General features: G+C 63.0%; 26 protein-coding genes. 14 read left to right on the top strand and 12 right to left on the bottom strand.

The window, feature by feature from the left end:
* Positions 1-2: 2 nt before the first annotated feature.
* The 10 genes from KO516_RS20760 to KO516_RS20715 form a co-directional block, all read right to left on the bottom strand.
* On the bottom strand, positions 3-248 hold the full coding sequence (locus tag KO516_RS20760) for a F0F1 ATP synthase subunit C (RefSeq protein ID WP_216005694.1): 246 nt from the start codon (positions 246-248) through the stop codon (positions 3-5).
* Complete coding sequence (locus KO516_RS20755; RefSeq protein ID WP_216005693.1) at positions 245-934, bottom strand: F0F1 ATP synthase subunit A; 690 nt, start codon at positions 932-934, stop codon at positions 245-247. Before KO516_RS20755 ends, KO516_RS20760 begins: the two co-directional genes overlap by 4 nt.
* Entirely contained in the window at positions 931-1209 is a 279-nt protein-coding gene (locus KO516_RS20750; protein ID WP_252737762.1) for an ATP synthase subunit I, read from the bottom strand. The genes KO516_RS20755 and KO516_RS20750 overlap by 4 nt, the downstream gene beginning before the upstream one ends.
* Complete coding sequence (locus tag KO516_RS20745; RefSeq protein WP_216005692.1) at positions 1206-1484, bottom strand: AtpZ/AtpI family protein; 279 nt, start codon at positions 1482-1484, stop codon at positions 1206-1208. The genes KO516_RS20750 and KO516_RS20745 overlap by 4 nt, the downstream gene beginning before the upstream one ends.
* Positions 1481-1921: a F0F1 ATP synthase subunit epsilon gene (locus tag KO516_RS20740; RefSeq protein ID WP_216005691.1), complete on the bottom strand. Its 441-nt coding sequence runs from the start codon at positions 1919-1921 to the stop codon at positions 1481-1483. The genes KO516_RS20745 and KO516_RS20740 overlap by 4 nt, the downstream gene beginning before the upstream one ends.
* On the bottom strand, positions 1918-3303 hold the full coding sequence (atpD, locus tag KO516_RS20735) for a F0F1 ATP synthase subunit beta (protein ID WP_371742125.1): 1386 nt from the start codon (positions 3301-3303) through the stop codon (positions 1918-1920). Before atpD ends, KO516_RS20740 begins: the two co-directional genes overlap by 4 nt.
* Before the next feature lie 10 nt (positions 3304-3313).
* Positions 3314-4537 carry an MBL fold metallo-hydrolase RNA specificity domain-containing protein gene (locus tag KO516_RS20730; protein WP_216005689.1) on the bottom strand — a complete coding sequence of 408 codons (1224 nt, stop codon included), beginning with the start codon at positions 4535-4537 and terminating at the stop codon, positions 3314-3316.
* 296 nt (positions 4538-4833) lie between these two features.
* Positions 4834-6636 (bottom strand): alpha/beta hydrolase, encoded by a 1803-nt coding sequence (locus KO516_RS20725; RefSeq protein WP_216005688.1) that lies wholly within the window; start codon positions 6634-6636, stop codon positions 4834-4836.
* A 221-nt stretch (positions 6637-6857) separates the two neighbouring features.
* Positions 6858-7205: a chaperone modulator CbpM gene (locus KO516_RS20720; RefSeq protein ID WP_216005687.1), complete on the bottom strand. Its 348-nt coding sequence runs from the start codon at positions 7203-7205 to the stop codon at positions 6858-6860.
* On the bottom strand, positions 7202-8137 hold the full coding sequence (locus KO516_RS20715) for a DnaJ C-terminal domain-containing protein (RefSeq protein ID WP_216005686.1): 936 nt from the start codon (positions 8135-8137) through the stop codon (positions 7202-7204). The genes KO516_RS20720 and KO516_RS20715 overlap by 4 nt, the downstream gene beginning before the upstream one ends.
* Positions 8138-8844: 707 nt before the next feature.
* Between KO516_RS20715 and KO516_RS20710 the strand changes: the two genes are divergently transcribed.
* Positions 8845-9027: a transposase gene (locus KO516_RS20710; protein WP_216005710.1), complete on the top strand. Its 183-nt coding sequence runs from the start codon at positions 8845-8847 to the stop codon at positions 9025-9027.
* Positions 9028-9457: 430 nt separating this feature from the next.
* On the opposite strand, the gene KO516_RS20705 is transcribed toward KO516_RS20710, so the two are convergent.
* Together KO516_RS20705 and KO516_RS20700 are read right to left on the bottom strand one after the other, a co-directional pair.
* Positions 9458-9688 carry a hypothetical protein gene (locus tag KO516_RS20705; RefSeq protein WP_216005685.1) on the bottom strand — a complete coding sequence of 77 codons (231 nt, stop codon included), beginning with the start codon at positions 9686-9688 and terminating at the stop codon, positions 9458-9460.
* A gap of 103 nt (positions 9689-9791) precedes the next feature.
* Positions 9792-10679: a LysR substrate-binding domain-containing protein gene (locus KO516_RS20700; RefSeq protein WP_216005684.1), complete on the bottom strand. Its 888-nt coding sequence runs from the start codon at positions 10677-10679 to the stop codon at positions 9792-9794.
* Between the two features lie 201 nt (positions 10680-10880).
* Between KO516_RS20700 and KO516_RS20695 the strand changes: the two genes are divergently transcribed.
* The 13 genes from KO516_RS20695 (at position 10881) to KO516_RS20635 (ending at position 26269) form a co-directional block, all read left to right on the top strand.
* Positions 10881-12410: an ABC transporter substrate-binding protein gene (locus KO516_RS20695; RefSeq protein ID WP_216005683.1), complete on the top strand. Its 1530-nt coding sequence runs from the start codon at positions 10881-10883 to the stop codon at positions 12408-12410.
* Positions 12411-12550: 140 nt separating this feature from the next.
* Positions 12551-13468 (top strand): ABC transporter permease, encoded by a 918-nt coding sequence (locus KO516_RS20690; protein WP_216005682.1) that lies wholly within the window; start codon positions 12551-12553, stop codon positions 13466-13468.
* A gap of 1 nt (position 13469) precedes the next feature.
* A complete protein-coding gene (locus tag KO516_RS20685; protein ID WP_216005681.1) occupies positions 13470-14384 on the top strand; it encodes an ABC transporter permease in 915 nt (304 codons plus the stop codon).
* A 40-nt stretch (positions 14385-14424) separates the two neighbouring features.
* Positions 14425-16095, top strand: coding sequence for an ABC transporter ATP-binding protein (locus KO516_RS20680; RefSeq protein WP_216005680.1), 1671 nt, complete (start codon positions 14425-14427; stop codon positions 16093-16095).
* Positions 16092-17696, top strand: a complete 1605-nt coding sequence (locus KO516_RS20675) for a GMC family oxidoreductase (RefSeq protein WP_216005679.1) — start codon at positions 16092-16094, stop codon at positions 17694-17696. The genes KO516_RS20680 and KO516_RS20675 overlap by 4 nt, the downstream gene beginning before the upstream one ends.
* A 26-nt stretch (positions 17697-17722) precedes the next feature.
* Positions 17723-18913: a mandelate racemase/muconate lactonizing enzyme family protein gene (locus tag KO516_RS20670; RefSeq protein WP_216005678.1), complete on the top strand. Its 1191-nt coding sequence runs from the start codon at positions 17723-17725 to the stop codon at positions 18911-18913.
* 23 nt (positions 18914-18936) lie between these two features.
* Positions 18937-19707: an SDR family NAD(P)-dependent oxidoreductase gene (locus KO516_RS20665; RefSeq protein WP_216005677.1), complete on the top strand. Its 771-nt coding sequence runs from the start codon at positions 18937-18939 to the stop codon at positions 19705-19707.
* Between the two features lie 158 nt (positions 19708-19865).
* Complete coding sequence (locus KO516_RS20660; protein ID WP_216005676.1) at positions 19866-21104, top strand: acyl-CoA dehydrogenase family protein; 1239 nt, start codon at positions 19866-19868, stop codon at positions 21102-21104.
* Position 21105: 1 nt separating this feature from the next.
* Positions 21106-21978, top strand: a complete 873-nt coding sequence (locus KO516_RS20655; protein ID WP_216005675.1) for an NAD(P)-dependent oxidoreductase — start codon at positions 21106-21108, stop codon at positions 21976-21978.
* Positions 21975-23147 carry a CaiB/BaiF CoA-transferase family protein gene (locus KO516_RS20650; RefSeq protein ID WP_216005674.1) on the top strand — a complete coding sequence of 391 codons (1173 nt, stop codon included), beginning with the start codon at positions 21975-21977 and terminating at the stop codon, positions 23145-23147. Before KO516_RS20655 ends, KO516_RS20650 begins: the two co-directional genes overlap by 4 nt.
* A gap of 25 nt (positions 23148-23172) precedes the next feature.
* Complete coding sequence (locus KO516_RS20645; protein WP_216005673.1) at positions 23173-23568, top strand: carboxymuconolactone decarboxylase family protein; 396 nt, start codon at positions 23173-23175, stop codon at positions 23566-23568.
* A gap of 25 nt (positions 23569-23593) precedes the next feature.
* The gene (locus tag KO516_RS20640) at positions 23594-25054 is read left to right on the top strand and encodes an aldehyde dehydrogenase family protein (RefSeq protein ID WP_371742123.1); all 1461 of its coding nucleotides are present in this window, start codon (positions 23594-23596) and stop codon (positions 25052-25054) included.
* A 24-nt stretch (positions 25055-25078) separates the two neighbouring features.
* On the top strand, positions 25079-26269 hold the full coding sequence (locus tag KO516_RS20635; protein ID WP_216005671.1) for an acetyl-CoA C-acyltransferase: 1191 nt from the start codon (positions 25079-25081) through the stop codon (positions 26267-26269).
* Positions 26270-26281 lie beyond the last annotated feature (12 nt).

Here is a 26281-nt window from a genome sequence, read left to right as displayed (position 1 = left end):
GGCTACTGGACGAACGGGTTGGCAAACAGCAGCAGCAGCGCGATCACGAGGCAATAGATCGCCGTGGTTTCGATCATCGCAAGCCCGACGAACAGCGTGCGCGAGATGGTTCCCGCCGCCTCGGGCTGTCTGGCGATGGCATCCATCGCGGCCGCCACCGCCCGGCCTTCGGCGAGCGCCGGGCCGATGGCCCCAAAGGACACCGCAAAGGCGGCCGCGAGGATGCTGGCAATGTCGACGTAATTCATGATTTGGGCTCCTTGGGGTCAGGGGAGGCGTCCTCGACCGCCGAGGCGATGAAGACGAGCGACAGGATGGCGAAAATATAGGCCTGAACGGTGCCGGTCAGCAGATCGAGCGCCATCAGCGGAATTGGCACCAGCAGGCCGGCAAGCGACAGGATGATGCCGATCACGAAGACTCCGCTCATGACGTTGCCGAACAGGCGGATCATCAGCGAAAACGTGCGGGTGATCTGTTCGATCAGGTTCAGCGGGATCATCACCCAGCTTGGCCGGGCAAAGCTTTTGACATAGCCCCACGGGCCCTGAGCCGCGATGCCGTAACCGATTGTCGCCACGAACACGATCAACGCCAATGCGGCATCGGTTTCCAGATGCGCTGTCGGCGGCTCGACCTGCGGGATCAGCGAGCTCCAGTTGGCCGCGAGGATGAATAGGAACAGCGTTCCGATCAGCGCCCGATAGCGGGCCGGATCGCCGGGGATGGTGGCGATGATCTGCGCATCGATGGTGCCGACGACCAGTTCGAGCACCGATTGCACCTTGCCGGGCCGGATCGCAAGCCGCCGCGTCAGGGCAAAGCATCCCAGACCCAGCACGATCAGGATGCCCCAGGTCACCACCACGACCCAGCTGATCGCCAGCGGGCCGAGATGAAAGGCATAGCTCAGATCCAGAGGGGAGTCGGTCATGGCGTGTCCTTTCTGGCTGCGCGCAGCACCAGCGCCCGGCCGATCAGCACCCCGGCGCCAGCGCCCAGCAGCGCCGGGGTGCCAAGCCGGGCGCAGAGGTACAAGAACAGCGCCATAGCGACGAGGCGCGCGATCTGAATCGCGACAGCCAGCAACTGTCCGGAGGCGAGCCGATCCGACACGGCTCGCAGGCTTTTGAAATGCAGGTATCCGGCAAGCACGCCCGCGAGGGCGGCGAGCAAGGCAAGTCCCAATGGCATCTCGAACCCGCTCATTGCCGGTTCATCCAGCGCATCGCCAGCCACAGGCCAAGCGCCGCGCCCAGCATTGTCAGCGCCGCTGACAGCATGATCCCGCTGCCCAGCAGATGATCGAGCCAGTTGCCGACGATCACCCCCAGCATCATCGGCCCCACGATCACCCAGCCCAGCACGCCGATCTGGCCAAAGCGCTTTGCAAGCGACGGTTCAGGGTCGCGCAGCGCGGCGGCGTCGCGTTCGCGGCTGCGTTTTGCGGCATTGGCAATCTTCTCCCGTCCGGGTTCGCTCATCGGAAATCCTCCGCAAGGGGGCGTCCCGCGTGAGAGGTTCCCAGTTGCCGTATCAGGCTGCGGATGGCAGTGGCGTGCAGGCGGGTCTGCTCTGATCGGGCCTGACGGGCCGCGTCGATCTCATCGTCGATGGTCTGCCAGACCAGCGCCTCGAGCGAGGCAAGGTCGTGGCCCCGCACCGCCTCGCGGCAGGCCACATCGACCGTCGTGCCGCCGTGCATTTGCAGCACGCCCCCGCGCAAGGCGCAGTATTCCCAAGGCCCGGAAGATTTGCGCCAGCGCAGAACCGACGCCCCCAGTATCGTGAGAAAATCGGCGTGCCCCGGCAGCAGGCCGAAGCCGCCGCTGCGATCCTCGGCGCGGATCGAGGTCACATCGGTTTCACACACCGCAACGGCAAGCGGCGTGGTCACTGTCAACGTTACGGCCTGTGTCATGCCGGGGCCTCCTTGCGCTTTGCTTCGCGGGCGCGCGCCTCGTCGAGGGTGCCGATCATGTAGAGCGATCCTTCGTCCCAGTCGTCACACTCGCCCGCAAGGATGGCGGCGCAGCCAGCCACGGTTTCCTTGAGTGGCACAGAGCGGCCTTCCATCCCGGTAAAGGCGGCGGCGACAAAGAACGGCTGCGTCAGGAAGCGCTGCAAGCGCCGGGCGCGCCCGACGAGCAGGCGTTCCTCGCGGCCCAGTTCCTCGACCCCCAGCAGCGCGATCACGTCGCGCAGTTCCTGATAATGCTCGATCAGTTCGCGCACCTGACCCGCCACGCGGGCGTGCTCTTCGCCCACCACCAGTTTGTCGAGCAGTACCGAGGTGGTGGCGATCGGGTCGATGGCGGGATAGATGCCCTCGGAGGCCAGTTGCCGCGACAGGACCACCGTGCTGTCGACATGCGCGCTGATCGCGGCGACGGCAGGGTCGGTGAAATCGTCGGCCGGGACATAGACCGCCTCGATTGCGGTCACCGAGGCGCGCCCGACCGAGGCAATGCGTTCCTGCAGATCCGCCACCTCGGTTTCCAGCGTCGGCTGATAGCCCACGCGTGAGGGCATGCGGCCCAGCAGCCCCGACACCTCGGCCCCCGCCTGCACAAAGCGGAACACGTTGTCCATCAGCATCAGCACGTTACGGCCTTGCTCGTCACGGAAATGCTCGGCGATGCTCATTGCGGTCAGGGGCACGCGCCAACGCGCGCCGGGCGGTTCGTTCATCTGGCCATAGACCAGCACGGTCTGGTCCAGAACGCCGCTGTCATGCATTTCGTTCAGCATCTCGTGGCCCTCGCGCGAGCGCTCTCCGACGCCCGCAAACACCGAGATGCCGTCATAGCCCGAAACCATCGAGCGGATCAGTTCGGTCACCAGAACCGTCTTACCGACACCCGCGCCGCCGAACATCGCGGATTTGCCGCCACGGGCCAGCGGCGCCAGAAGATCCAGCACCTTGATCCCGGTGGAAAAGATCTCTGTCTGGCTGCGCTGTTCGGCCAGAGACGGCGCTGCATGGTGGATCGGGCGGCGCGGCGTGTCCGCCGGAAGGGCGCCCTTGTCGTCGCCGATCCGGCCCATCACATCAAGAAGCCGGCCCAGCACCGCCGGGCCGACCGGAACGCTGAGCGGGGCTCCTGTCAGCCGCACGGGGGTGCCGCGCGCGATGCCTTGGGTGGATTGCAAGGCGATGACGCGGGCGTGATGCGCATCCAGATGCGCCTGAACCTCGGCAATGACGACATGGTCATCTGTGCCGATTTCCACGGCGTCATGGATCGCGGGCAACGCCCCGTCGACGCGCAGGTCCAGAACTGGCCCGCGCACTGCGGTGATGGTTGCCCGGTCAGTCAAGGTGAATGCTCTTGTGCATCTTGGGGCAACTCGTCGCCAGCCCCTTTGCCTCCAGCGCCTTTTGCAGATGGCTCATGCCGCGGTCGGGGTCTCCATGCACGATGAAAGTTTGTTTTGGGCGGCCAGTATGCGCGTGCCACGCCAGAAGCTCTGCCTGATCCGCATGGGCCGAGAAGCCGTTGATGGTGAAGATCTCGGCCTTCACCGCAACGGTTTGCCCGTAGATCTTCACGCTTTGCGCCCCGTCGACAAGGCGGCGGGCCAATGTGCCCTCGGCTGCATAGCCGACAAGGATAATGCCGCAGTCCTCGCGCCATAGATTGCGTTTTAGATGATGCACGACCCGCCCGCCTGTGCACATCCCTGATCCCGCGATGATCACGGCCCCCGAGGGAATCTGGTTGATTGCCATCGACTCGTCGGCCCCGCGGGTGAACCGCAAGCCTTCGAGGCCAAAGGGATCGCGCGCCGCCATGGTGTCGCGGAACTGCGGCTGAAAGGCATCTGGATAGCGCCCGAAAATCTCGGTCGCGGAAATGGCCATGGGCGAGTCCAGAAACACCGCAAGGTTTCTCGGAAGCTCTTCGTGTCGCACCGCCTCGGACAGGACGAAGAGGATTTCCTGTGTCCGCTCCAGAGCAAAGCTTGCAATGATGGCGTTTCCGCCGCGACCGTGAATTTTCCGGATGGCTTCGACGATACCTGCAGCGAAATCGGGATCGGCCTCGGTAAGGCGATAGCTTGGATGGGGCACGGCCCTGCGAACGCGCTCGCGTGTGTCGGGATGCGCCGGGCCGCTGGCAGGAGTGTTGGGCGTTATGCAAGCCATCCTTTCAAGCCCTGGGCCGGCGCTACGTCCATCCCGGCATTCCGGACGGCCCGTGCCGGAGAGAACATCGGCGCGATGGCTCTTGCGGCGCAGCGCCGACGCCAGCGACAGGGGGGCGAACCTTGGGCGCCCCCGGCACGGGCGGCAGAGCGCCTCGTGAGCCGTGACCCGGGGGTTGGTGTCAGTCTTTGCCGCGACCTTTCGGGCGCAAGTCAGCGGCACGTCGCCGCGATCGCATACCGGGATTATGCGGGCGTCTTTCCCGGGTAAAGACCGCAGCGGTGTAGCGCCGGTTCTACGTCGCGCAAATCCGAACAAGGGGGAGGGCAAGGCAGCGTGCGTCGCTGTCTTGTTCAAGGATGCCAAAACGTTCTGGTGCTGCTGCATTCCTATTCAACCATTGCCAAGATCGGCCCTGCGATGTCGCGCAAAAAGCGCCCTTTCGCTGGCGTGAAACCGTTGTCCTGAGTCCGGACTATCCTTGCGCGCGCCGGGTTTCCTTGATCTCGCTCATGTGCCAGCATTTGCCGATTGCATCGCCTCGCTGCCCGGCGCGCCTTGCTGAATCTTGTCACAGCTGCACTGCGAGCAAGAGCCGTTTGCGTGATCCGTTGTCTGCGCGGGGAAGCCCTCTTGCCTTGAGATCAGCACCTGACCCTGATGCCTAGCCTTTGGCGAGTGCTCTAGCGCTCGAGAACGTAGGACCCCGGCGCGGCTCCAAGCACCGGGAAGCCCTTGTCAGGCGCCGCCATCCGGGGTGGGTCGGTCTTGTCGCTGCTGTGCATGGCCAGCCAATCGATCCATTGCGGCCACCACGAGCCCTCGCTCCGGGAGGTTCGGGAAAACCACGTATCCGGATCGACATACAGATCGTCCGGCGCGCGATGGCCGATCCGGTAGTGACGGCCCGGATGGCCGGGTTCGGACAGGATGCCGCCGTTATGCCCGCCCTTGGTCAACACGAAGGTCAGGTCCGCGTCGGTGAACAGCCGTGTCTTGTAGACAGATTTCCACGGCGCGATGTGATCGGACTCGGTGGCGATCACGAACAGCGGCGCGTCGATGTCCTTGAGCACGATGACTCGCCCCTCGACGGCGAAGCGCCCGGCCGAAAGACGGTTCTCCAGAAACAGGCCGCGCAGGTATTCGGAATGCATCAAGGCGGGCATCCGGGTCGTATCGGCGTTCCAGACCCCGATATCGCTTGGCAGGTCGTCCTGGCCCAGGAAATAGCGGCGCACGGCCCGGGTCCAGATCAGGTCTTCGGCGCGGATGGATGCGAAGGCGCGGGCCATTTGCGGGCGATCAAGATAACCCTGCGCCCACATCATGTCTTCAAGGAAGGCCACCTGGCTTTCATCAAGGAACAGCAGCAGTTCGCCGGCTTCGGAAAAGTCCAGTTGCGCTGCCATCAGCGTCACCGAGGCGAGCCTGTCATCGCTGTCCCGCGCCATTGTCGCCGCCGCGATGGCCAGAATCGTGCCGCCCAGACAATAGCCGTTGGCGTGGATCTTCTGCCCCGGAACGATCGCGTTGATCGCATCGATTGCCGCCATGACGCCGCGAAGGCGGTAATCTTCAAGCGACAGGTCGCGCTGGGCGGCGCTAGGATTGCACCACGAGATGGCGAAGACGGTAAAGCCCTGACCGACAAGGTAGTTGATCAGAGAATTCTTCGGCGACAGATCGAGGATGTAGTATTTCATGATCCATGCGGGCACGATCAGCACCGGTTCGGCCTGCACCCGATCTGTCTGTGGGCTGTATTGCAGCAATTCGCAGATGTCGTTGCGATAGACCACTTTGCCCGGCGTGCAGGCCAGATCGGTGCCGATCTTGTAGCCGTCGGGCGGTGGCGCGCGGGTCTGGGTCACGGTGCGCAATACATCCTCGGCAACATGGGACAGGCCCTCAAGCAGATTGCGTCCGCTCGTCCTGACGGTCTCGTCGATGATCTCGGGATTTGTCGCCGGGAAATTCGACGGCGATGCCATGTCCAGCATCTGGCGCACAAGAAACCGGGCGCGGTCTGAATCTTGCGGGTGCAGACCGCGCAGCCCTTCTGTCGCGTGATCCCACCAGTCCTGCGTCGCAAGGAAAGACTGCTGCCACAAGCAGAAGGGGGGCTTGTGCCAACCCGGATCGGTGAAGCGGTGATCGTAGGCCTTTGGGGCAAAGGGCGGCTCTGGCGCTGTTCCCGAGACTGTCCTTGCGGCAAAGCCCATCAGCTTTGCGGCGTTCCTGCCCGCGTGTTCGGCAAGCTCGAGCTGCCGTCCGGGCGCACGGGCCATATGAAGGGCCCAGTCCGTCCATGTCTGCATCATGGCAAGAGGTGACACGCCGCCCGTCGCAACGGCATAGGCACCGCGCAGCGCACGGTCGAGATCGGCGTAGGGATGCGGGTCCGCCTCGGGCACGACGGCAGGAAGCATCGGCTTGGCCAAAGGCTCCGGCGGCACGTCTGGCCTGATTGGTCGCTTGGGCATTCGGAACCGGTTCTTTCTGCGCATGACGCCGGGGGCGCGTCCCGCGATCCCAGTATGGAGGCAGGACCCCGCGATCGCCTTGACCTGTCTCAATTGCGCGGTTCGGCGCCCTGCAACGCAGTCCTTGCCTTGGCAATCCGCTCGGCAAGTCGCGTATGCGGTTCGGTCTGGTCTCATGCCAAGCCTGTATGCCGGTGTCTGGCGGGCCGCGACCTGCCGTTCTATTGATCGACGATGGCGGTCTTTTCCCGGATGGCCTTCTGGATGCGTTGACGCACGTTTTCGGGTTCGCGCTCCACTGCCTCCAATACCGCCCGCAGGCTTCCTCGCACGCCATGCAATTGATCGATCAGCGAGATGACGATCCCGAGGGCATCGAGATGCAGGTCGAAATCCTCCGAAAGCTCGCAGAGCAACTCGATCCGGGCAAGATCGACCTGACGAAACACCGGCCCGGTGTCGGTTTGCGTTGGCGTGACAACTTCGGCCTCGACAAAGGATCGAAGCTGGACGCTCGTCAGCCTGTCAACGGACGCGATCGCCTCGGCTTCGGTGTATTTCCGATTCATGGCATCAGTCCCTCCCGCGGGTTGTATGGGTGGCTCTTGCGCCAGCTCTGCATAAACGTCGTCAGCTCGCTGTCGATCTTCTCCGGCGCGACGATCCTCAGCTCAACCCGCTGATCGCCTGCGTTTGCCTGTCCTGCCGGTTTCACGCCGCGACCGCGCAGCCGCAGGATCTGGCCGCCGCTGGCCCCCTTGGGAATGGTGAGTTTGACCGGCCCGTCTATCGTCGGCGCCTCGACCTTGCCGCCGAGGATGGCCTCGTCGAAGGTGATCGGCAGGGTGATGATGATGTCATTGCCCTCGCGGCGAAAGACCGGATGGGCCTTGACCGTCAGCGTCACCAGCGCGTCGCCCGGTGGGCCATCGCCCATCCCGGGGCCCCCTTTGCCGCGCAGGCGAATGGTCTGGCCATCCTGCACGCCTTGCGGAATTTTCACATCCAGCGTGCCGCCGTCGGGCAGGGTGATCCGCGTCGTGCCGCCCTTGACCGCGTCCATGAACATCACTTCGAGCGCATAGCGACGGTCAGGGCCGGGGGCATGGAAACCGCGGTGTCGTCCACCATGGGTCCCTTGGCGTTGGCCTGGCTGGCGCATGAACTCGGCGAACAGGTCCGACGCATCGCCGAACCATTCAAAGCCGCGTCCCGACTGGTAAGGGTTCTGTGAAGCCTCGGCATAATCGCGATAATATTGCCGCTCTGGACGCTCTGCGCCGGTGGCATCGATGTCTCCGCGATCGAATCTGGCGCGGGTCTCGGGGTCTTTCAGCAGCTCATAGGCCTGTGATGCGGCCTTGAAACGCGCCTCTGCGGCTTTGTCGTCAGGGTTCAGGTCGGGATGGCACGATCTTGCCAGCTTGCGATAGGCTGACTTGATCTCGTCTGCGCTCGCCGTTTTCGCAAGGCCGAGAATTTCATAGGGATCGCCGCTCATTGGTTTTGGCTCGGTCTGACATCGCCTGAGGCAGACCCGGCCCGGACCCGCAGAGCAGGGCGCGCCGTGAGCTTGACACTGCCCGCCAAACCTCTGGTGTGCGCCCGTGCGATCTGGTCTGCCAGCCATCCCAAGTCATCATATCTGATCATTGCTGTCCTGCTCCTGTTCTGGCTGCGATGGCACGGCGTCTCGGCGTGGGCGTGCGAGGCGTTTCCTGATCGATTATACACCAAGAGGTGCCAGACGATTTGATCCTGCTCATTTGGACCGGGTCACAGCGGGGTATCGTTTAGTTGACACCAAGGGTGGCCGCAGGTTGGGCATGGATGTCTTGTCATATGGAACACGGGGGCCGTGCAGTTCGATATCCATCGCCTGGGGGCGGGGTGTAGGCGCAGGACCCATTGATTTCCCCCGGATGGCGAGATTCACGTTCCGAAAACGGAGCGATTACATGAGCGATCTGTTCTGGCTGACCGACGCGCAGATGGCGCGTCTTGAGCCATTCTTCCCCAAGTCCCACGACAAGCCTCGCGTTCACTGCCCCGCAGGGCGGTGAGCGGCACTGTCCCGAGAGAGATGATCGTCACGTACAGATCGGTATTATTTTGATCAATGACAACGTTTTAAGAGGTCTGATTGCGGCCAGTTGGACGCTGTTGCACAAATTCAGCGAGATAAAATCGGTTGGCCGACAAAAGGTGATGCGGCTGGCCACGTCCGATTTCGCGCGTCGCTTCCTGATCTCTGTTCAGCTCGACGGGTTTCGCCGCATCCGCCACTACGGCCTGCTGTCCAGTTCGACCCGCAAGGCCAGAATCACACAGATCCTCGCCTTGCAGTGCCTCCCACGCCTTCAACAGGTCAAGGCGAGATCATACCACTAAACCTGCGCGAACCATGCCCCTGCTGCGATGGCCCGTGCGCATCATCGAAATCTATCAACGGGAGCGACAACCAATGTCGGGCGCGCCAACGAGGGAGCAGGCCGCATGATAAATCGCCTGTCATCGACTCTCTTTTACAGAAGGACACCGGATGCTCCCGGCCAAACCCAGATCGCGCCGGCCATCACCGGCCAGACTGCGTGGGTAGATTGTCCCACAAACTCTCTACGCCGTTGGGGCGATCAGGGAAGGGATCTGTCGCACATCACGCTGCCAGCCGTGCTCGGATCCCTTGGTCGCTCCAAGGGGCCGCACATTTTACTCATAGCCTGATATAAACCCTCCACGGCTTCCTCATTCCTAGGTTTGTCGTCGCAGGCCGCCACCCCGGGATGGTCACCGGTGTGCCACAACCAGCTTTGGAAAACCTTCAGGAGAGAACCCAGTCCGGATCACGGTCATGAACGGTTACACCGCCCTCGGCTTTTCTGTGGCGTTGCTGCGCAAATCCAGGGAATTTCATCTCGACCGCAATATTTGATCCTGACAAGCCCTTCGGGAACGCGGGGCTTTTGGTTTTCCGGGGCTTTTCCTTCAGAGGCTGGTCATTGATCCATTGGAAAGAGGTGTGACCTGCTGGGCAGCGCAGGTCTGCAAGCATCGGGCGATACACCGAGGCGAGGGGCCTTGGCTGACTGCCCGGAGGCAGCGCCTTGCTGCCGCATTTAACCTAGGCTTGGGCGCGACTGACGCCGCCCCACCGCTCACTGTGTGTGTTCAAGAAGCAGATCGAGGAACACCTTGCCGGGCTGCGACAGAACCTGCGACGCCGGAAGCACCAGCTTCAATTCGCAAGGAATGCTCGGGCAGAAAGGGCGGATGTTGATCGCCAAGCCCGAATAGGCATCAGCGGTCAGTTTATCCATGATCGACACGCCCATGCCATTGGCGACGAGACTGCAGATCGGGCCGGTATACGTGGAGTTCAGGATGACATTCGGGGTGACGTCTGCGTCCTTGAACGCCTGTAGCAAACGCTTCCGCATCAGACTGCTTTCAGAGATCAGCAGCAGGGGAACCTGCGCCAGATCGCCGGGCGTGACGGTGGCGAGTTTTCCCAGAGGGTGAGCCTGCGGCATGACGCAGACAAGGTTGGTCTCTGGCAATTCCCGGATGTCGACGCCGTGCACGTCCAGCGGCAGAAGCGCCAGACCGATGTCAGACCGGCCCTTTTCGATCTGCTCCACGACCTCGGGAGAGGTGCCGCTGAACAAGTTGATGATCACATCCGGGCAGAGATCGTGGAACCGTCGGATCACTTCGGGCAGCAGGAAATAGGAATGCCCCACTGTCGAGGCGACCCGCAGCCGCTTGCGGCGGAACTCTCCGAGGTTGGTTGCGAATTTGACCAGCTGCTCAAGTTCGCCATAGCATCGCTCAACCTCGACATGCAGGGCAATGGCATCCTTGGTGGGCTCGATCCGCCCGGCCTGACGGACGAATAGCTGCAAGCCGTACTCCTCTTCGAGATCGCGGATCAGGCGGCTGATCGCCGGTTGCGTGACGCCAAGAACCTCTCCGGCATGGGTCATGTTTCCGGTTTCGATCACGGTTCGAAACGCTTCGATCTGGCGCAGATTGAACCGCAGCATCGCTTGGCACCCCATAAGTTTCTGGTATGGGTTGATGATAAATAAGAATTTGCATTATGGCTAGGCCGAGGCGACATTTGCCTCAACACGGATCACTCGGGTCGAAACCCCCGGTGGTCATGACGGCACAATCGATTTAATCGCGGGGAGGCGGTTTTCGATAGAAAGAACGTGCTGAGCGTGTCTAGGAGGAGACAATTCATGAAATCGATCAAGATTTCCCTGTTGGTGGGGCTGTTGGCCACGACGGCTCTGCCAGCCATGGCCGGCAAGGCGCAGGATACGCTGAACTGGGCAACGGACAAGGAAGTCGCCGTTGTGGATCCCTATTTCAGCGTGACCCGCGAGCTGGTGATCATGGGCCATATGGGCTGGGACGGGCTGGTCCTTTTCAACAATGAAACCGGCGATTTTGACCCGCTTCTGGCCACCGGATGGGAGTGGAAGAGCAACACCGTGGTCGAGTTCGATCTGCGCCAAGGTGTGGTGTTCCACGATGGCAGCACGTTTGATGCCGATGACGTGGTCTATACCATCAACTTCCTCGCGGATGAGGCCAACGGCGTGCCAGCGCAGTCCGTGGTGAACTGGATGAAATCCGCCACCAAGATCGATCAGTACAAGGTGCGCCTTGAGCTGGTTCAGCCGTTCCCCAACGCCTTTGCCTATCTGGCTAATGAAATCTCGATCATGCCCGAAGGCTATTACGATGGCTCGACCATCGGAGCCGATGGCACCCGCGATCTGTCGGGCGTCACGCCGAATGGCACCGGCCCCTATCGCGTCAGCGACGTGCGGACCGGCAAATACGTCAACTGGGACAAGAACGAAAATTACTTCGCGGACGGCCCCAAGGGCACCCCGCAAATCGGCCACATCAATTTCCGCACCATCGGTGAAACCAACACCCAGCTGGCCGAACTGATGACCGGCGGTCTGGATTGGGCATGGGACGTTCCCAAGGAACAGGCTCTGCGTCTTGAAGACAGCGGACAGGTGCAGGTGGTCAACGAAAAGACCCTGCGGATTTCTTATCTGACCTTCGACGTCACCGGCAGTTCGGGGCAGGATTATTTCACCGATCAAAAGGTCCGCGCCGCCGTCGCCCATGCGATCAACCGCGAAGCCATCGCCAAGGAACTGGTCGGTCCGGCCTCTGTGGTCATTCATTCGGCTTGTCATCCCGAACAGTTTGGCTGCACCGAAGACGTGCCGCAGTATGATTACGATCCGGAAAAGGCCAAGGCGCTGCTCGCCGAAGCCGGTTACCCGGACGGGTTCGATTTTGATCTCTACGGCTATCGCGAGCGCGAATTCACCGAGGCGGTTATCGGCGATCTGGCCGCTGTCGGCATCCGGGCCAAGCTCAACTGGCTGCAATACAGCTCGCTGCTTCAGGCACTTCAGAACGGCAAGACGCCGGTTGCCCAGATGACATGGGGGTCAAGCTCGATCCCGGATGTTGCGGCGATCACCAGCCATTTCTTCTCGGGCAGCGCCGACGATCCGGCCAAGGATCCGCGCACGGCCGAGGCATTGCGGCGCGGCGATACCTCTGTCGATCCCGAGGTGCGCGCAGAGGCCTACGCCGAGGCGCTCAACATCATTTCGGAAGAATTGTACTGGCTGCCGATGTTCACCTACACCAAGTACTATGCCTTCTCGAACGATCTCAACTTCACGCCGACGGCGGATGAGATCCCGCGCCTTTACGAGGCCAGCTGGAAGTAACATCGCCATCTGGCGGAAGACCTTTGTCGCGGACCTTCGGGGCCGCGCGGGCCCCCCGTTTGCGCGCTGCCCTGAACTCCGGCTATGCGCGTTGGCACTGACCCTTCCATGGACATCCTAACAACGAACGAGGTTGACCGGTGCTTGCATTCTTACTGAAGCGACTATCGATGGCGGTGCTTGTCGCCCTGACGGTGTCGTCGCTCACGTTCTCACTCAATTTCCTGTCTGGCGACCCGGCGATCGCGCTGGGCGGTGAGAGCGCCACCGAAGCGGATCTGCAAACCATCCGTGAGACCTATGGTTACGACAAGCCGATCCCGGTGCAGTATATCAACTGGCTGACACGGGCGGTGCAGGGCGATCTCGGCCAGTCGCATTACCTCAACCAGCCGGTGTCAGAGGAAATCTTTCAGCGCCTGCCCACGACGATGGCGCTGGGCCTGTGCGCGCTGGTATTCGCGTTGGCGCTGTCGATTCCTCTGGGGGTTCTGGCGGCGATCCGGCCCAACAGCCTGCTCGACCGGTTTGCCCTGACCATCGCCGTTGTCGGTCAGGCGATGCCAAGTTTCTGGTTCGGGCTGACGATGATGCTCTGGTTTGCCATCAACTGGCGGATCCTGCCGGTGTCGGGCAGCGATAGCTGGAAACATTTCGTCATGCCGTCGATTGCACTGGGTTACTACATCACCCCCGGTGTCATGCGCCTGACCCGCGCCGGGATGCTCGAGGTGCTGCGCTCGGACTACATCCGCACGGCGCGAGCCAAGGGCGTTAGCAAGTTCTCGCTGTTGTTCAAGCACGCCCTGCGCAACGCGATCATCCCGGTGGTGTCGCTGGCGGCGGTGCAGTTCGGCTTCATGCTGGGTGGCTCGATCGTGATCGAGACGATCTTTGCCATCAACGGGCTGGGTTTCCTCGCCTGGGAATCGATCCAGCGGGCGGACCTGCCGATGATGCAGGCGATCGTGCTGGTACTCAGCTTCTTTTACATCGCGCTGACCTTCTTTGCCGACGTGCTGAACGCCTGGCTGGACCCGCGCATCAGGATTGGATGACATGAGCACGCTGGAAAACAACAGTCTTGAGCCGATGGCCGACGCGCCCGTTCTGTCGCCTGGCAAGGTGATGCTCTCGCACGCCAAATCGCACCGAGGCCTGATGCTGGGCGGTCTGGTCATCCTGACCATCATGCTGGTGGCGATCTTTGCTCCGCTGCTGGCCCCGCATGATCCCTATGCGCAGGTGCTGTCGCGCAAGCTGGTCCCGCCGGTCTGGTTCGACAGTTCCAAGGCAACGTGGGACCATATTCTGGGCACCGATCATCTGGGCCGCGATTACCTGTCGCGCCTGATCTATGGCGCGCGGATCTCGCTGCTGATCGGCTTCTCGGCAATGCTGATTTCGGGTGTGATCGGCACCGTTCTGGGAATTTGCGCCGGCTATTTCGGCGGCCGGGTGGACATGGTGATCAGCTTCCTCATCACCACGCGCCTGTCGATGCCGGTGGTTCTGGTGGCGCTGGCGGTGATCAGCATCGTGGGTTCGTCGCTGACCGTGGTGATCTGGGTGATCGGGCTACTGATCTGGGATCGCTTTGCGGTGGTGGTGCGCAGTGCCACGCAACAGGTGAGGGGGCTGGATTTCGTCGCCTCGGCGCGCGCCCTGGGAAGTTCCACCCCGCGCATTCTGTTCTCCGAGGTGATGCCGAATATCTCCAACCATGTCATCGTCATCGCCACGCTTGAAATGGCCCACGCCATTCTGCTCGAAGCGGCGCTGTCCTTCCTTGGGCTGGGGGTGCAGCCGCCGACACCAAGCTGGGGCCTGATGATCTCGGATGCCAAGGGGCTGATGTTCTTTGATGGCTGGCTGATTGCCGTGCCCGGCACCGCGCTGTTCCTGCTGGTTCTGGCCATCAACCTTGTTGGCGACGGGCTGCGCGATGTCACCGCCCCCGAGGATCGCAACTGATGCGCCCCTGGACACTCACTCTGGCAAGATCGGCAAGCACATGACCAATACGACCAAGCCAATCCTTTCGATCCGCAATCTCACCGTGGCCTTGCCGGTCAAGATCGAACGGGCCAACGCGGTGCAGAACCTGACCTTCGATGTTCGTCCCAAGGAGATCCTGTGCGTGGTGGGCGAGTCCGGCTCCGGCAAGTCGATCACCTCGCTGGCGACCATGGGGCTGCTGGCCTCGAGCCTGCGGGTCACCGGCGGTGAGATCGAATTTGATGGCCGCGATGTGCTGACGCTGGACCAAGCCGAACACAACGCCCTGCGCGGCGACCGCATGGCGATGATCTTTCAGGAACCGATGACGGCGCTGAACCCGGCCTATACCGTGGGCGATCAGATTGCCGAGGTCTTCCGCGTGCATCGCGATTATGACGGCGATGAACGGCGCAAGCGCACGCTCAAGCTGCTTGAGGAGGTGCGTCTGCCCGACCCCGAGCGCCTGTACAATTCCTATCCGCACCAGCTGTCCGGCGGGCAGCGGCAGCGGATCATGATCGCCATGGCCCTCGCGCTGGATCCCAAGCTGTTGATCGCCGACGAGCCGACCACGGCGCTGGACGTCACGACACAAAAACAGATCCTGCACCTGCTCAAGCAGCTCAATGCCAACCACGATGCTGGCATCATGTTCATCACCCACGATTTCAGCGTTGTGGCCGAAATCGCCGACCGCGTGGTGGTGATGCGCCACGGGCAGATCGTCGAACAGGGCACCGCGCAAGAGGTGCTGAGCAACCCCCAGCACCCCTATACCCGGGCGCTGATCGACGCGGTGCCGCGCCGTGCCCAAGACCGCGATCATGTGGTGTCGGAACACCCGGTGGTGATCGACGTTCAGAACCTGAACAAGACCTTTCATACCGCCGGAAGCATGTTCAAGAAAAGCCGCACGGTAAGTGCGGTAAAGAACATCTCGTTTCAGGTCCGGCGCGGCGAGACGCTGGGCATCGTTGGGGAATCCGGGTCGGGCAAGACCACGCTGGTGCGCTGCCTGATGCGGTTGATCGACCCCGACAGCGGCGCGATCAACATTTCTGGCGTCGATTTCGCCAGCCAGACCTCTGCCGCGCTGCGCCAGCACCGCAAGGACATCCAGATCGTGTTTCAGGATCCTTACGGCTCGCTCAATCCGCGCCGCACCATCGGCAGCCAGCTGATCCAAGGCGCGATCAATTTCGGCGTATCCCGGGAGGAAGCCTGGGATCGGGTCTACAAGCTTCTGGAAATCGTGCAGATGCCGAAATATTCGGTGCACCGTTATCCCAGCCAATTTTCCGGTGGCCAGCGCCAGCGGCTGTGCATCGCCCGCGCGCTGGTGGTCAACCCCAAGGTGCTGATCGCGGATGAGGCGGTGTCTGCGCTGGATGTGTCGATCCAGCGCGAGGTGCTCAAGCTAATCAACGACATCCGCGACCGGCTTGGCCTGACGGTGATCTTCATCACCCACGATCTGCGCGTCGCGGCGCAGATCTGCGACGAGGTGCTGGTGATGAAACACGGCGAGGTGGTCGAACGCGGCGGTGTCGGACGCATCTTTACCGCGCCAGAGCACGATTACACCAAGGCCCTGATCGCGGCGCAACCGGGGCAGGATTGGGAGATCCCGATGATGGCCGAATTCGCGCCGCAGGCCGCCGCACGAAAGGTGGGCACGCTATGACCGAAGCCTCCTACGATTTCATCATCATCGGCGCCGGCTCGACCGGCTGCGTGCTGGCCAACCGTTTGTCAGCGAAACCGGGGCTGCGGGTGCTGCTGCTCGAGGCGGGGCCGCGCGATCTCAACCCGTGGATTCACATCCCCATCGGCTATTACCGCACGATGGACGACACGCGCATCAACTGGAGCTACCAGACCGAAGACGTGCCGGAATCCGCTGGTCGGCGTTTCGACTGGCCGCGCGGCAAGGTGCTGGGCGGGTGCAGTTCGATCAACGGGCTGGTCTATGCGCGCGGGCAGGCCGAGGATTTCGACCACTGGCGCCAGCTTGGCAACACGGGCTGGGCCTATTCCGACGTGCTTCCGTATTTCCGCCGGGCCGAGGGTGCGTCGATCGACAATATTGACGAGGATTGCCATGGCCGCGACGGGCCGCTGGGCGTCAGCCGCGCCAGCCCGAACCCGCTGTGCGATGCCTATATTGCCGCAGCGGCGCAGGCAGGGATTCCCACCAACCCCGACTACAACGGCCATGACCAAGAGGGCGCTGGCTATTTCCAGGTCACCACCCGCAATGGTTGGCGCAGCAGTGCCGCCACCGCCTATCTCAAACCTGCGCGCAAACGGCCCAACCTGAAGGTACAGACCGACACCATGGTGCGCCGCCTGATCATCGACGGCACCCGCGTTGTCGGGGTCGAGGTCGAACGGGGCGGCACGGTTGAAATCCTGCGTGCCGGGCGCGAGGTGTTGCTGGCGGCGGGGGCGATCAACTCACCGCAGATTTTGCAGCTGTCAGGCATCGGCAACGCCTCTCTCCTGCGCGAGCAGGGGATCGAGGTGGCGCACCATCTGCCCGAGGTCGGTGAGAACCTTCAGGATCATTACACCTGCCGCAGCACCTATCGCTGTGCGCAGCCGGTCACCGTCAATGACGAAGTGCGCAGCTGGCCGCGCAAGATTGGTGTGGCGCTGCAATGGCTCAAGGATCGCAGCGGGCCAATGTCGCTGAGCGCCGGGCAGGTGGGGGTCTTTGCCAAGACCCGCCCCGATTGCGCCACGCCCGACGTGCAGTTCCATTTCCTGCGCTACACCGCGCAGAAACGCGGTCGCACGCTGGACCCGTTTTCCGGCTTTACCGTCACCATGTGCCAGCTGCGGCCCGAAAGCCGGGGCCATGTGCGGATCACTTCGCCAGATCACACGGCAAAACCGCTGATCCAGCCCAATTATCTGAACACCCACACCGACCGGGAAACCATGGTGGCGGGCATGAAACTGGTGCGCAAGGTCGCCGCCCAACCGGCGCTGTCCGATTACATCAGCGCCGAAATGATGCCGGGGGCGGATGTGGCCGATGATGCCGCGCTGCTGGAGTACGTGCGGGCCAATGGCGGGTCAATCTTTCACCCCAGTTCCACCTGCCGCATGGGCGCCGATGACGGCGCAGTGGTCGATCCCCGGCTGCGGGTGCGCGGGCTGACGGGGCTGCGCGTGGCCGATGCCTCGATCATGCCGACGCTGGTGTCGGCCAACACCAACGCCGCCTGCATCATGATCGGCGAAAAGGCCGCCGACATGATCCTGCAAGACATCGCCTGACCCACAAACAAGAAGCGAACACCAAGATGAAGATCAAGGATATCAAGACCTTTGTGGTCGGCAATAAATCCATCCACCGGGGCGGGCCGTATTGGGTTTTCGTCAAGCTCACGACCGATTGCGGCACTGTGGGGTACGGCGAAATCTACGGCGTCGCCTTTCACCCCAAGGCGCTGGTGGCGATGATCGACGACATGTTCGACCGCCATTTCGCGGGGGCCGATCCGTTCAAGATCGAACGCCATTTCCGCCACGTCTATTCCGCCGGATTCTCGCAGCGCCCCGATCCCACGGTGATGGGCATTTTCAGCGGCATCGAGATGGCGCTGTGGGACATCATCGGCAAGGCATTGGACAAGCCTGTGTACGAGTTGCTCGGCGGCAAGGTGCACGAGCGGCTGCGCAGCTACACCTATCTCAACGCCCCGGCCGATGCCGCGTCAAACAAGAAGGTCTATGACGACCCCGATGCCGCCGCCGAACGGGCGCTGGAATACATCGCCCAAGGCTTCACCGCGCTGAAATTCGACCCCGCCCGCCCCTATACCGCGTTCGATCCGCGGCAGCTGTCGATGGAAACGCTGGATTTCGCTGACCGCTACACCGCCCGCGTGCGCGAAGCGGTGGGCACCAGCTGCGATATCCTGATCGGCACCCATGGCGAGATGTCACCCTCGGGCGCGCTGCGTCTGGCGCGGCGGTTGGAGGCGCATGATCCGTTGTGGTTCGAAGAACCGACCCCCCCCGACAACATTGCCGGCATGGCGCGGGTGGCTGCGGGCACGCGCATTCCAGTGGCGACGGGCGAGCGGCTGACCACCAAGTACGAATTTGCAGATCTGCTGCGGCAGGATGCGGCCTCGATCCTGCAGATGAACCTTGGCCGTGTGGGCGGCATTCTTGAGGCGAAAAAGATCGCGTCCATGGGCGAAGCGTTTCACGCCCAGATCGCGCCGCATCTGTTCTGCGGTCCGATCGTTGGCGCGGCGAATATCCAGCTGTCGGCCTGTAGCCCCAATTTCCTGATCATGGAGGGGATCGAGCAATGGGGCGGCTTCCACGCGGAAATCCTGACCACCCCGATCCGCTGGGAGGATGGCTACATCATTCCGCCCACCGCGCCGGGGCTTGGTGTCGAACTGAACGAAGCGGTGGCCGAGGCCAACCCTTACACCGGCGAGCGGCTGCAACTGCGGATGGGCGATGAGCCGGCATGAGCGAATTTAGCGGAGACAACCCCATGAAGAACCCATTTTCCCTGGACGGCAAAGTCGCCATCGTCACCGGCGGCAGCAAGGGCATCGGCCTGTCCATCGCCCATCATCTGGCCGCGATGGGGGCCAAGGTCGCCATCGCCAGCCGCAAGATCGACGCCTGCGAAGCGGCCGCCGAAGAGATCCGCGCCGCCGGGGGCGAGGCCATCGCCATTGCGTGCAACATTTCGCGCCGCGAGGAATGCGAGGCGCTGGTGGCGCAAACCCATGCAGCTTGGGGGAGGCTGGACGTTTTCGTCGCCAATGCAGCGGTCAACCCGGTCTATGGCCCGCTCGCCGAATTGTCGGATGAAGCGTTTGACAAGGTGATGACGTCGAACGTGCACAGCGCCATCTGGTTCGCCAATGCCGCCATGCCGCATATGGCCGACGCGGGGGGTGGGGCCTTCATCATCGTCTCGTCCATCGGCGGCTTGCGCGGATCGGCGACGTTGGGGGCCTATGGCATTTCCAAGACGGCGGATGTGGGTGTGACCCGCTCGCTCGCTGTGGAATGGGGGCCAAAAAACATCACCGTCAACTGCATCATGCCGGGGCTGATCAAAACCGATTTCGCCCGCGCGCTGTGGGAAAACGACAGCCTTCGCGATGATCGGATCAAACGCACGCCGGTGCGCAGGCTTGGCGCCCCCGAGGATATTGGCGGAGTCGCCACCTTCCTTGCTGGCCCGTCGGCGAGATTCATCACAGGGGAGGTCATCGTCGTGGATGGCGGAACCACCATCGTCGGCCCCTAGGGCGCGTCACACGGCATGTCGGCCACTAGGGTCGCATCGCCCATATAGGGCGCAAACACTGAACACCTCCGCAGAACGGGGAGAAACGGCCGGTTTCAGGCCGCGGCTTCCTGCGGCCGTAAAATGGCCCCGCGCCAGAAAATAATGGAGCAATATCAATGGATTTCGACCAAAGCCCAAAGGTGAAAGACCTGTGCGCGCGGCTGAATGCCTTCATGGAAGAGCACATCTACCCCAACGAACCACTCTATGCCCAACAGCTGCAAGACATGGGCTATGGCGTCGAGCATTGGGAAAACTGGGGCGGTGTTCCGATCATCGAAGAGCTCAAGCCCAAGGCGCGCGAAGCGGGTCTGTGGAACCTGTTCCTGCCCGAAAGCCGCAAGGGCGGCGGGCTGACCAACCTCGAATACGCGCCGTTGTGCGAAATCATGGGTCGCGCGCCGTGGTCGGCCGAGGTGTTCAACTGTTCCGCGCCCGACACTGGCAACATGGAAACGCTGGAACGTTTCGGCACTGAAGAGCAGAAAAAGCAATGGATGGAGCCGCTGCTGGCGGGCGAAATCCGCTCGTGCTTTTCCATGACCGAGCCGGATGTCGCATCATCGGACGCGCGCAACATCAGCCTGACCATCACCCGCGACGGCGACGAATACGTCATCAACGGGCGCAAATGGTGGACCTCCGGCTCTGGCGACAGCCGCTGCAAGCTGTTCATCGTGATGGGCAAGTCCGACCCCGACGGCGCAGATCCCTATCGCCAGCAAAGCATGATCCTTGTGCCGCGCGACACGCCCGGCCTGACAATCAAGCGGATGATCCCGGTGTTCGGCTTTTCCGATGCGCCGCACGGGCATGGCGAAATTATCTATGACAACGTGCGCGTGCCGGTGTCCAACATCCTGCTTGGCGAGGGGCGCGGATTTGAAATCGCGCAGGGTCGCCTCGGGCCGGGGCGCATCCACCATTGCATGCGCATGATCGGGCAGGCCGAGGTCGCGTTGGAAAAGATGTGCAAACGGGTGCTCGACCGGCATCCCTTTGGCAAGCCGCTGTCGGATCAGGGTGTAACGCGCGAGCGCATCGCCAATGCGCGCATCCTGATCGATCAGGCGCGGCTGCTGACGCTGAACGCCGCCGACCGCATGGACAAGGTCGGCAACAAGGAAGCCCGCAAGGACATCGGCATGATCAAGGTGGTCGCCCCGAACATGGCCGCGCAGGTCATCGACTGGGCGATCCAGGCCCATGGCGCCGCCGGCGTGTCGAACGATTTCGGCCTGTCCTACGCCTATGCCCGGGCCCGCGCGATCCGTCTGGCCGATGGCCCGGACGAGGTTCACCAGAACCAGATCGCCCGTCTTGAACTGAAAAAATATACAAACAAGAAGGTGTAACATGACTGCTCCCAAAACCATCGGTTTCGTCGGGTTGGGCCAGATGGGCGAACCCATGTGCGCCTTTATCTGCAAGGGCGATGCGCCCGTTCTGTGCCATGACCGCACGCCGGGCCTTGCCCCCAAGGGCGGCACCGAGGTCGACAGCCTTGCCGCCGTCGTGGCGGGGGCGGACACGGTTTTCCTGTCGCTGCCCGATGGCAAGATCGTCAACGCGGTTGCGGGCGAAATCGCCGCACTGCCGGATGTCGCGGGCAAGGTCATCATCGATATGTCCACCATCGGCCCGGCCGCTGCCAAACAGGCCGCCGCCACCATTCAGGGCGCGGGCATGACCTATATCGACGCCCCGGTCAGCGGCGGGCGGCAAGGCGCGCTCAAGGCGGCGATCACCATCATCTGGTCCGGGTCGCGCGCCGAAATGGACCGCCACCAGCCGATCCTTGACCTGTTTTCCAAGAACACCTTCCACGTCGGCGACACGCCGGGGCAGGGGCAGGCGGTCAAGCTGCTGAACAACTTCCTGTCGGCCACCGCGATGGCGGCCAGCTCGGAGGCGGTGCTGTTCGGGCTGGCGCATGGGGTCGAGATGAAAACCATCATCGACGTGGTGAAGGTTTCGACCGGCAACAATACCGCGATCGAGGATAAATTCCCCAACCGCGTGCTGCCCGGCACCTATGATGCCGGCTTCTTTGCCGAGCTGTTGAACAAGGATGTGCGGCTCTACAACGAATTCGTGCGCGAGGCGGGTACCTCCAACCTCATGGGCGAGCGGGTGGCCGAGGTCTGGAACCTCGTCGAACAGACCCTGCCGCCGCAATCCGATTTCACCCGCGTGTTCGAAGTTCTGGAAAACAGGGGGAAATCATGAGCTTTGAGCGCCCATACGAGGGGTTGAAGGTCGTTGACCTGTCTCAGGGATTGGCAGGGCCGTATTGCGCTATGCTGCTGGCCCAGCAGGGGGCCGATGTGGTCAAGGTCGAACCGGCGGGGGGTGACTGGGCGCGTCTGATCGGCGGGGTCTACGGCGATCACACCGCCTATTCCATTGTCGCGAACATGGGCAAACGCGCCATCAGCCTGAACCTCAAACAACCCGAGGCCAAGGAGATCACCGACAAGATGATCGCGCAGGCCGATGTGTTCATCGAAGGCTATCGCCCCGGCGTGGCTGAGCGGCTCGGCTATGGCTATGAGCGGCTGGCCGAGATGAATCCCGGGCTGCTCTATGTGTCGATCTCGGGCTATGGCCAGTCGGGGCCGATGCGCGACCGCCCGGCGATGGACCCGATGTTGCAGGCCTTCAGCGGGTTCGTGGATGAGAACACCGGGCTTGACGGGATCTCACATCACACGCCGGTCAGCTATTTCGACATGGCGACGGGGCTGTTTGCCACGCAATCGCTTGCCGGGGCGCTCTATGCGCGGCGCGATCACAACCGGGGCCGCAAGATCGAGATCAGCCTGATGGAAGGCGCCGCCGCCATTCAGGCCGTGCGTCTGCTCAGCGGGTTTCGCGGCGGGGCGCGCAAGGCATCCACCGCGCCCTCGGGCACGTTCAAAACCAAGGACGGCTACATCCAGATCAACATCGTGCGCGACCGCGAATTCGCCACCTTCTGCGATCTGATGAATCTGCCCGAGCTTTGGGCCGAAGAACGCTTTCACACCATCGCGGGGCGGCTGGCCGATATCGATTACCTCAACGACTATGTGCGCGGGATCACCGCCACATGGGACGCCGCCGCGCTGTCGGATCGGCTCAGCAAGGCGGGGCTGCAAAACGAGGTCGTGCAATCTTATCGCGATTTCGTCCACCACCCTCAGGCCAAGGAAATCGGCGTGTTCAGCTGGCTGGAACAGGCGGGCAGCGACGATCCTTGGCCGGTGCCCAACATCCCCGGTCTGCCCGATTTCACCGTGGGCGAGGTGCTGTCGCAATCCCCCACCATCGGCCAGCACACCCGGCAGATCATGACCGAGCTGGGCTATGCCGCCGAGCAGATCGATACGCTTTATGCCCAAGGCGTGGTGGCCTGACCCCCCAATCCAAGGAAATGACAAGATGAACAACGATCTTTTTGAACACGGTCTCAAGCAGCGCAAGGCGGTTGTCGGCGCAGAGTATGTCGAACGCAACCTTGCCGCCGCAGATGAGTTCACCCGCCCGTTCCAAGAGGCGATGACCGCGTGGTGCTGGGGGTTTGGCTGGGGCGATGACACCATCGATCACAAGACCCGTTCGATGCTCAACCTCGTGATGCTGGCCGCGCTGGGCAAGATGCACGAGTGGGAAATCCACTGCAACGGCGCCATCAACAACGGCGTCACAAAAGAAGAGATCCGCTCGATCATCCACATCATCGGCATCTACTGCGGCGTGCCGCAATCGCTGGAATGCTTCCGCCATGCCCGCAAGGTGCTGGAAGACCGCGGGCTGCTGGACGCAGCCGACAAGTGACCCACAGGAAGCGGAGCGCAACGACGTGACCATACTCAACAAGCATTACATCGACGGCGTCTGGACCAGCGGGCAGGGCGGGCGGGATTTCCCCATCCTGAACCCGGCGAGCGAGGCGCAGATCGGCACCGTCACCCTTGGCACGGCGGCGGATGTGGATCGCGCCGTCGCCGCCGCTGCCCGGGCCTTTGAAAGCTATTCGCGCACGACCAAATCCGAGCGGCTGGGCTATCTGCGGGCGCTGCAGGCGGCGCTTGAGGCGCGCATCAATGATATGGGCGACGCCATCAGCGCCGAGATGGGCGCCCCCATCACCCTTGCGCGCAACGCGCAGGCCGGCTGCGGTCCGCGCCACGCCGCGGCTTATATCGCCGCGCTCGAGGCCCATTCCGAAGAATACAGCCTGCCGAACGGTGACATCATCCGAAAGGACCCCATCGGGGTTTGCGGTCTGATCACGCCGTGGAACTGGCCGATCAACCAGATCGCGCAAAAGGTCATGCCAGCGCTTGCGGTGGGTGCGACCTGCGTGCTCAAACCCTCGGAACACACGCCGTTGTCTGCGGCGATCTTTGCGCAATGCGTGCATGAGGCGGGCCTGCCTGCGGGCGTGTTCAACCTTGTGTTCGGGGATGGCCCCGGCGTGGGCAGCGCCATGTCGCGCCACCCGGATGTGGCGATGATGTCCTTTACCGGCTCGACCCGCGCCGGGGCGATGGTGTCGCGCGACAGCGCCGAAACAGTCAAACGCGTGGCGCTGGAACTGGGCGGCAAATCGGCCAACCTGGTCTTTGCTGATGCCGATCTGGAAACCTGCGTGGCCGCCTCGGTGCAGCGCTGCTTTCTCAACACCGGGCAGGGCTGCAACGCCCCGACCCGGATGCTGGTCGAACGCAGCTGCTATGACGCGGTGCTCGACCTTGCGCGCAAGGCAGCAGAGGCGCAGGCCGTCGACGATCCCGCCAAAGAGGGCGGCCATATCGGCCCGCTGTTTGACAAGATGCAGTTCGAGCGGGTTCAGGCGATGATCCAGCTGGGCCTTGACGAGGGCGCGCGGCTTCTGGCCGGTGGGCCGGGGCGGCCCGACGGCTTTGACAAGGGCTGGTTCGTAAGGCCGACGATCTTTGCCGATGTCAGCAATGACATGCGCATCGCCCGCGAAGAGATCTTTGGCCCGGTGCTGTGCATCATCCCGTTCGACACCGAAGAAGACGCAATCCGCATCGCCAATGACAGCGATTACGGCCTTGCTGCCTACGTGCAGACCGGCAGCGCCGGGCGGGCGCGGCGCGTCGCCCGACAGCTGCGCGCCGGGGTAGTGGCGATCAACGGGCAGGGTGCCAGCTATGGCTCGCCCTTCGGGGGGTACAAACACTCCGGAAACGGGCGTGAGGGCGGGGCTTTCGGGCTCGAGGAATATCTCGAGGTCAAGGTGATGCCGTCGATCGACGCAATGGCCGACGCAGGCCGGTTCACCACCGACTGAGCCGGACAGGAAAAGGAAGACACCATGCTGGATGCCTATATCTACGACGGGCTGCGCAGCCCTTTTGGCCGCCACGGCGGCGCGCTGGCCGCGATCCGCCCCGATGATCTGATGGCGCAGGTCATCACCGCGCTAATGGCTCGCACAGAGCTCTCGGGCGATCAGATCGAAGACGTGGTGCTGGGCAATGTCTGCCAGTCCGGCGAAGACAGCCGCAATGTCGCGCGGTTTTCCGCCCTGCTTGCCGGGCTGCCCGAGGGTGTGGGCGCGCAGACGGTCAACCGGCTTTGCGGGTCCAGCATGGCGGCGGCGCTGGATGTGGCTCGGGCGGTGTCGGTGGGCGAGGGCGATCTGTTCGTCGCCGGCGGCGTGGAAAGCATGACCCGTGCGCCCTTCGTGATGGGAAAATCGGCGACAGCCTGGTCACGCCAGAGCGAAATCCACGATGCGACCGCCGGCAAGCCCTTTCCCAATCCTCAGTTTCAGGAAGCCTTTGGCCGCGAGTCCATGCCGCAGACCGCCGACAATCTGGCGGCTGACTTCGGCCTGTCGCGCGAGGCCTGCGATCTGTTCGCCGAGGCCAGCCAGCGGCGCTATGAAACCGCGCGCGAGGCCGGGTTTTATGACGGCGAGATAACTCCGATCTCGATTGCCGGGCGCAAGGGGGCCGTCACGAGGGTCTCGCAGGACGAACATCCGCGCCCCGACACGACCCTTGAAAAGATGGCGGCGATGCGCCCGCTCGATCCCAAGGGGGTGGTCACGGCGGCCAATGCTTCGGGCATCAACGATGGGGCCGGTGCGCTGCTGATCGGGCGGGCGGGTCTTGGGCTTGCACCGCGCGGGCGCATCCTTGCCGGGGCGGTGTCCGGGGTGGCGCCGCGGGTGATGGGGATCGGCCCGGCCCATGCCATTCCCAAGGCGCTGACCCGCGCGGGGCTGAGCCTTGCGGATATGGATGTGATCGAAATCAACGAAGCATTTGCCTCGCAGGTCATCGCCTGCTGCGCCGCACTGAAGATCGCGCCCGATGATGCGAGGCTGAATCCGAATGGCGGCGCCATCGCCATCGGTCATCCGCTGGGCGCATCCGGTGCGCGGCTGATCCTGACCGGGCTGCGCCAGCTCGAGGCCAGTGGTGGGCGCTATGGCTGCCTGTCGATGTGCATCGGCTTCGGACAGGGCATCGCGGTGATCATCGAGCGTTTGCAATGAAGGGCGAGGAGG

Origin of the sequence: Citreicella sp. C3M06 (genome assembly GCF_018860705.1) — a bacterium.
Lineage (GTDB): Bacteria > Pseudomonadota > Alphaproteobacteria > Rhodobacterales > Rhodobacteraceae > Salipiger.
The sequence above is the reverse complement of the archived record's forward strand: the minus strand, read 5'-3'. Positions and strand labels throughout refer to the sequence as shown.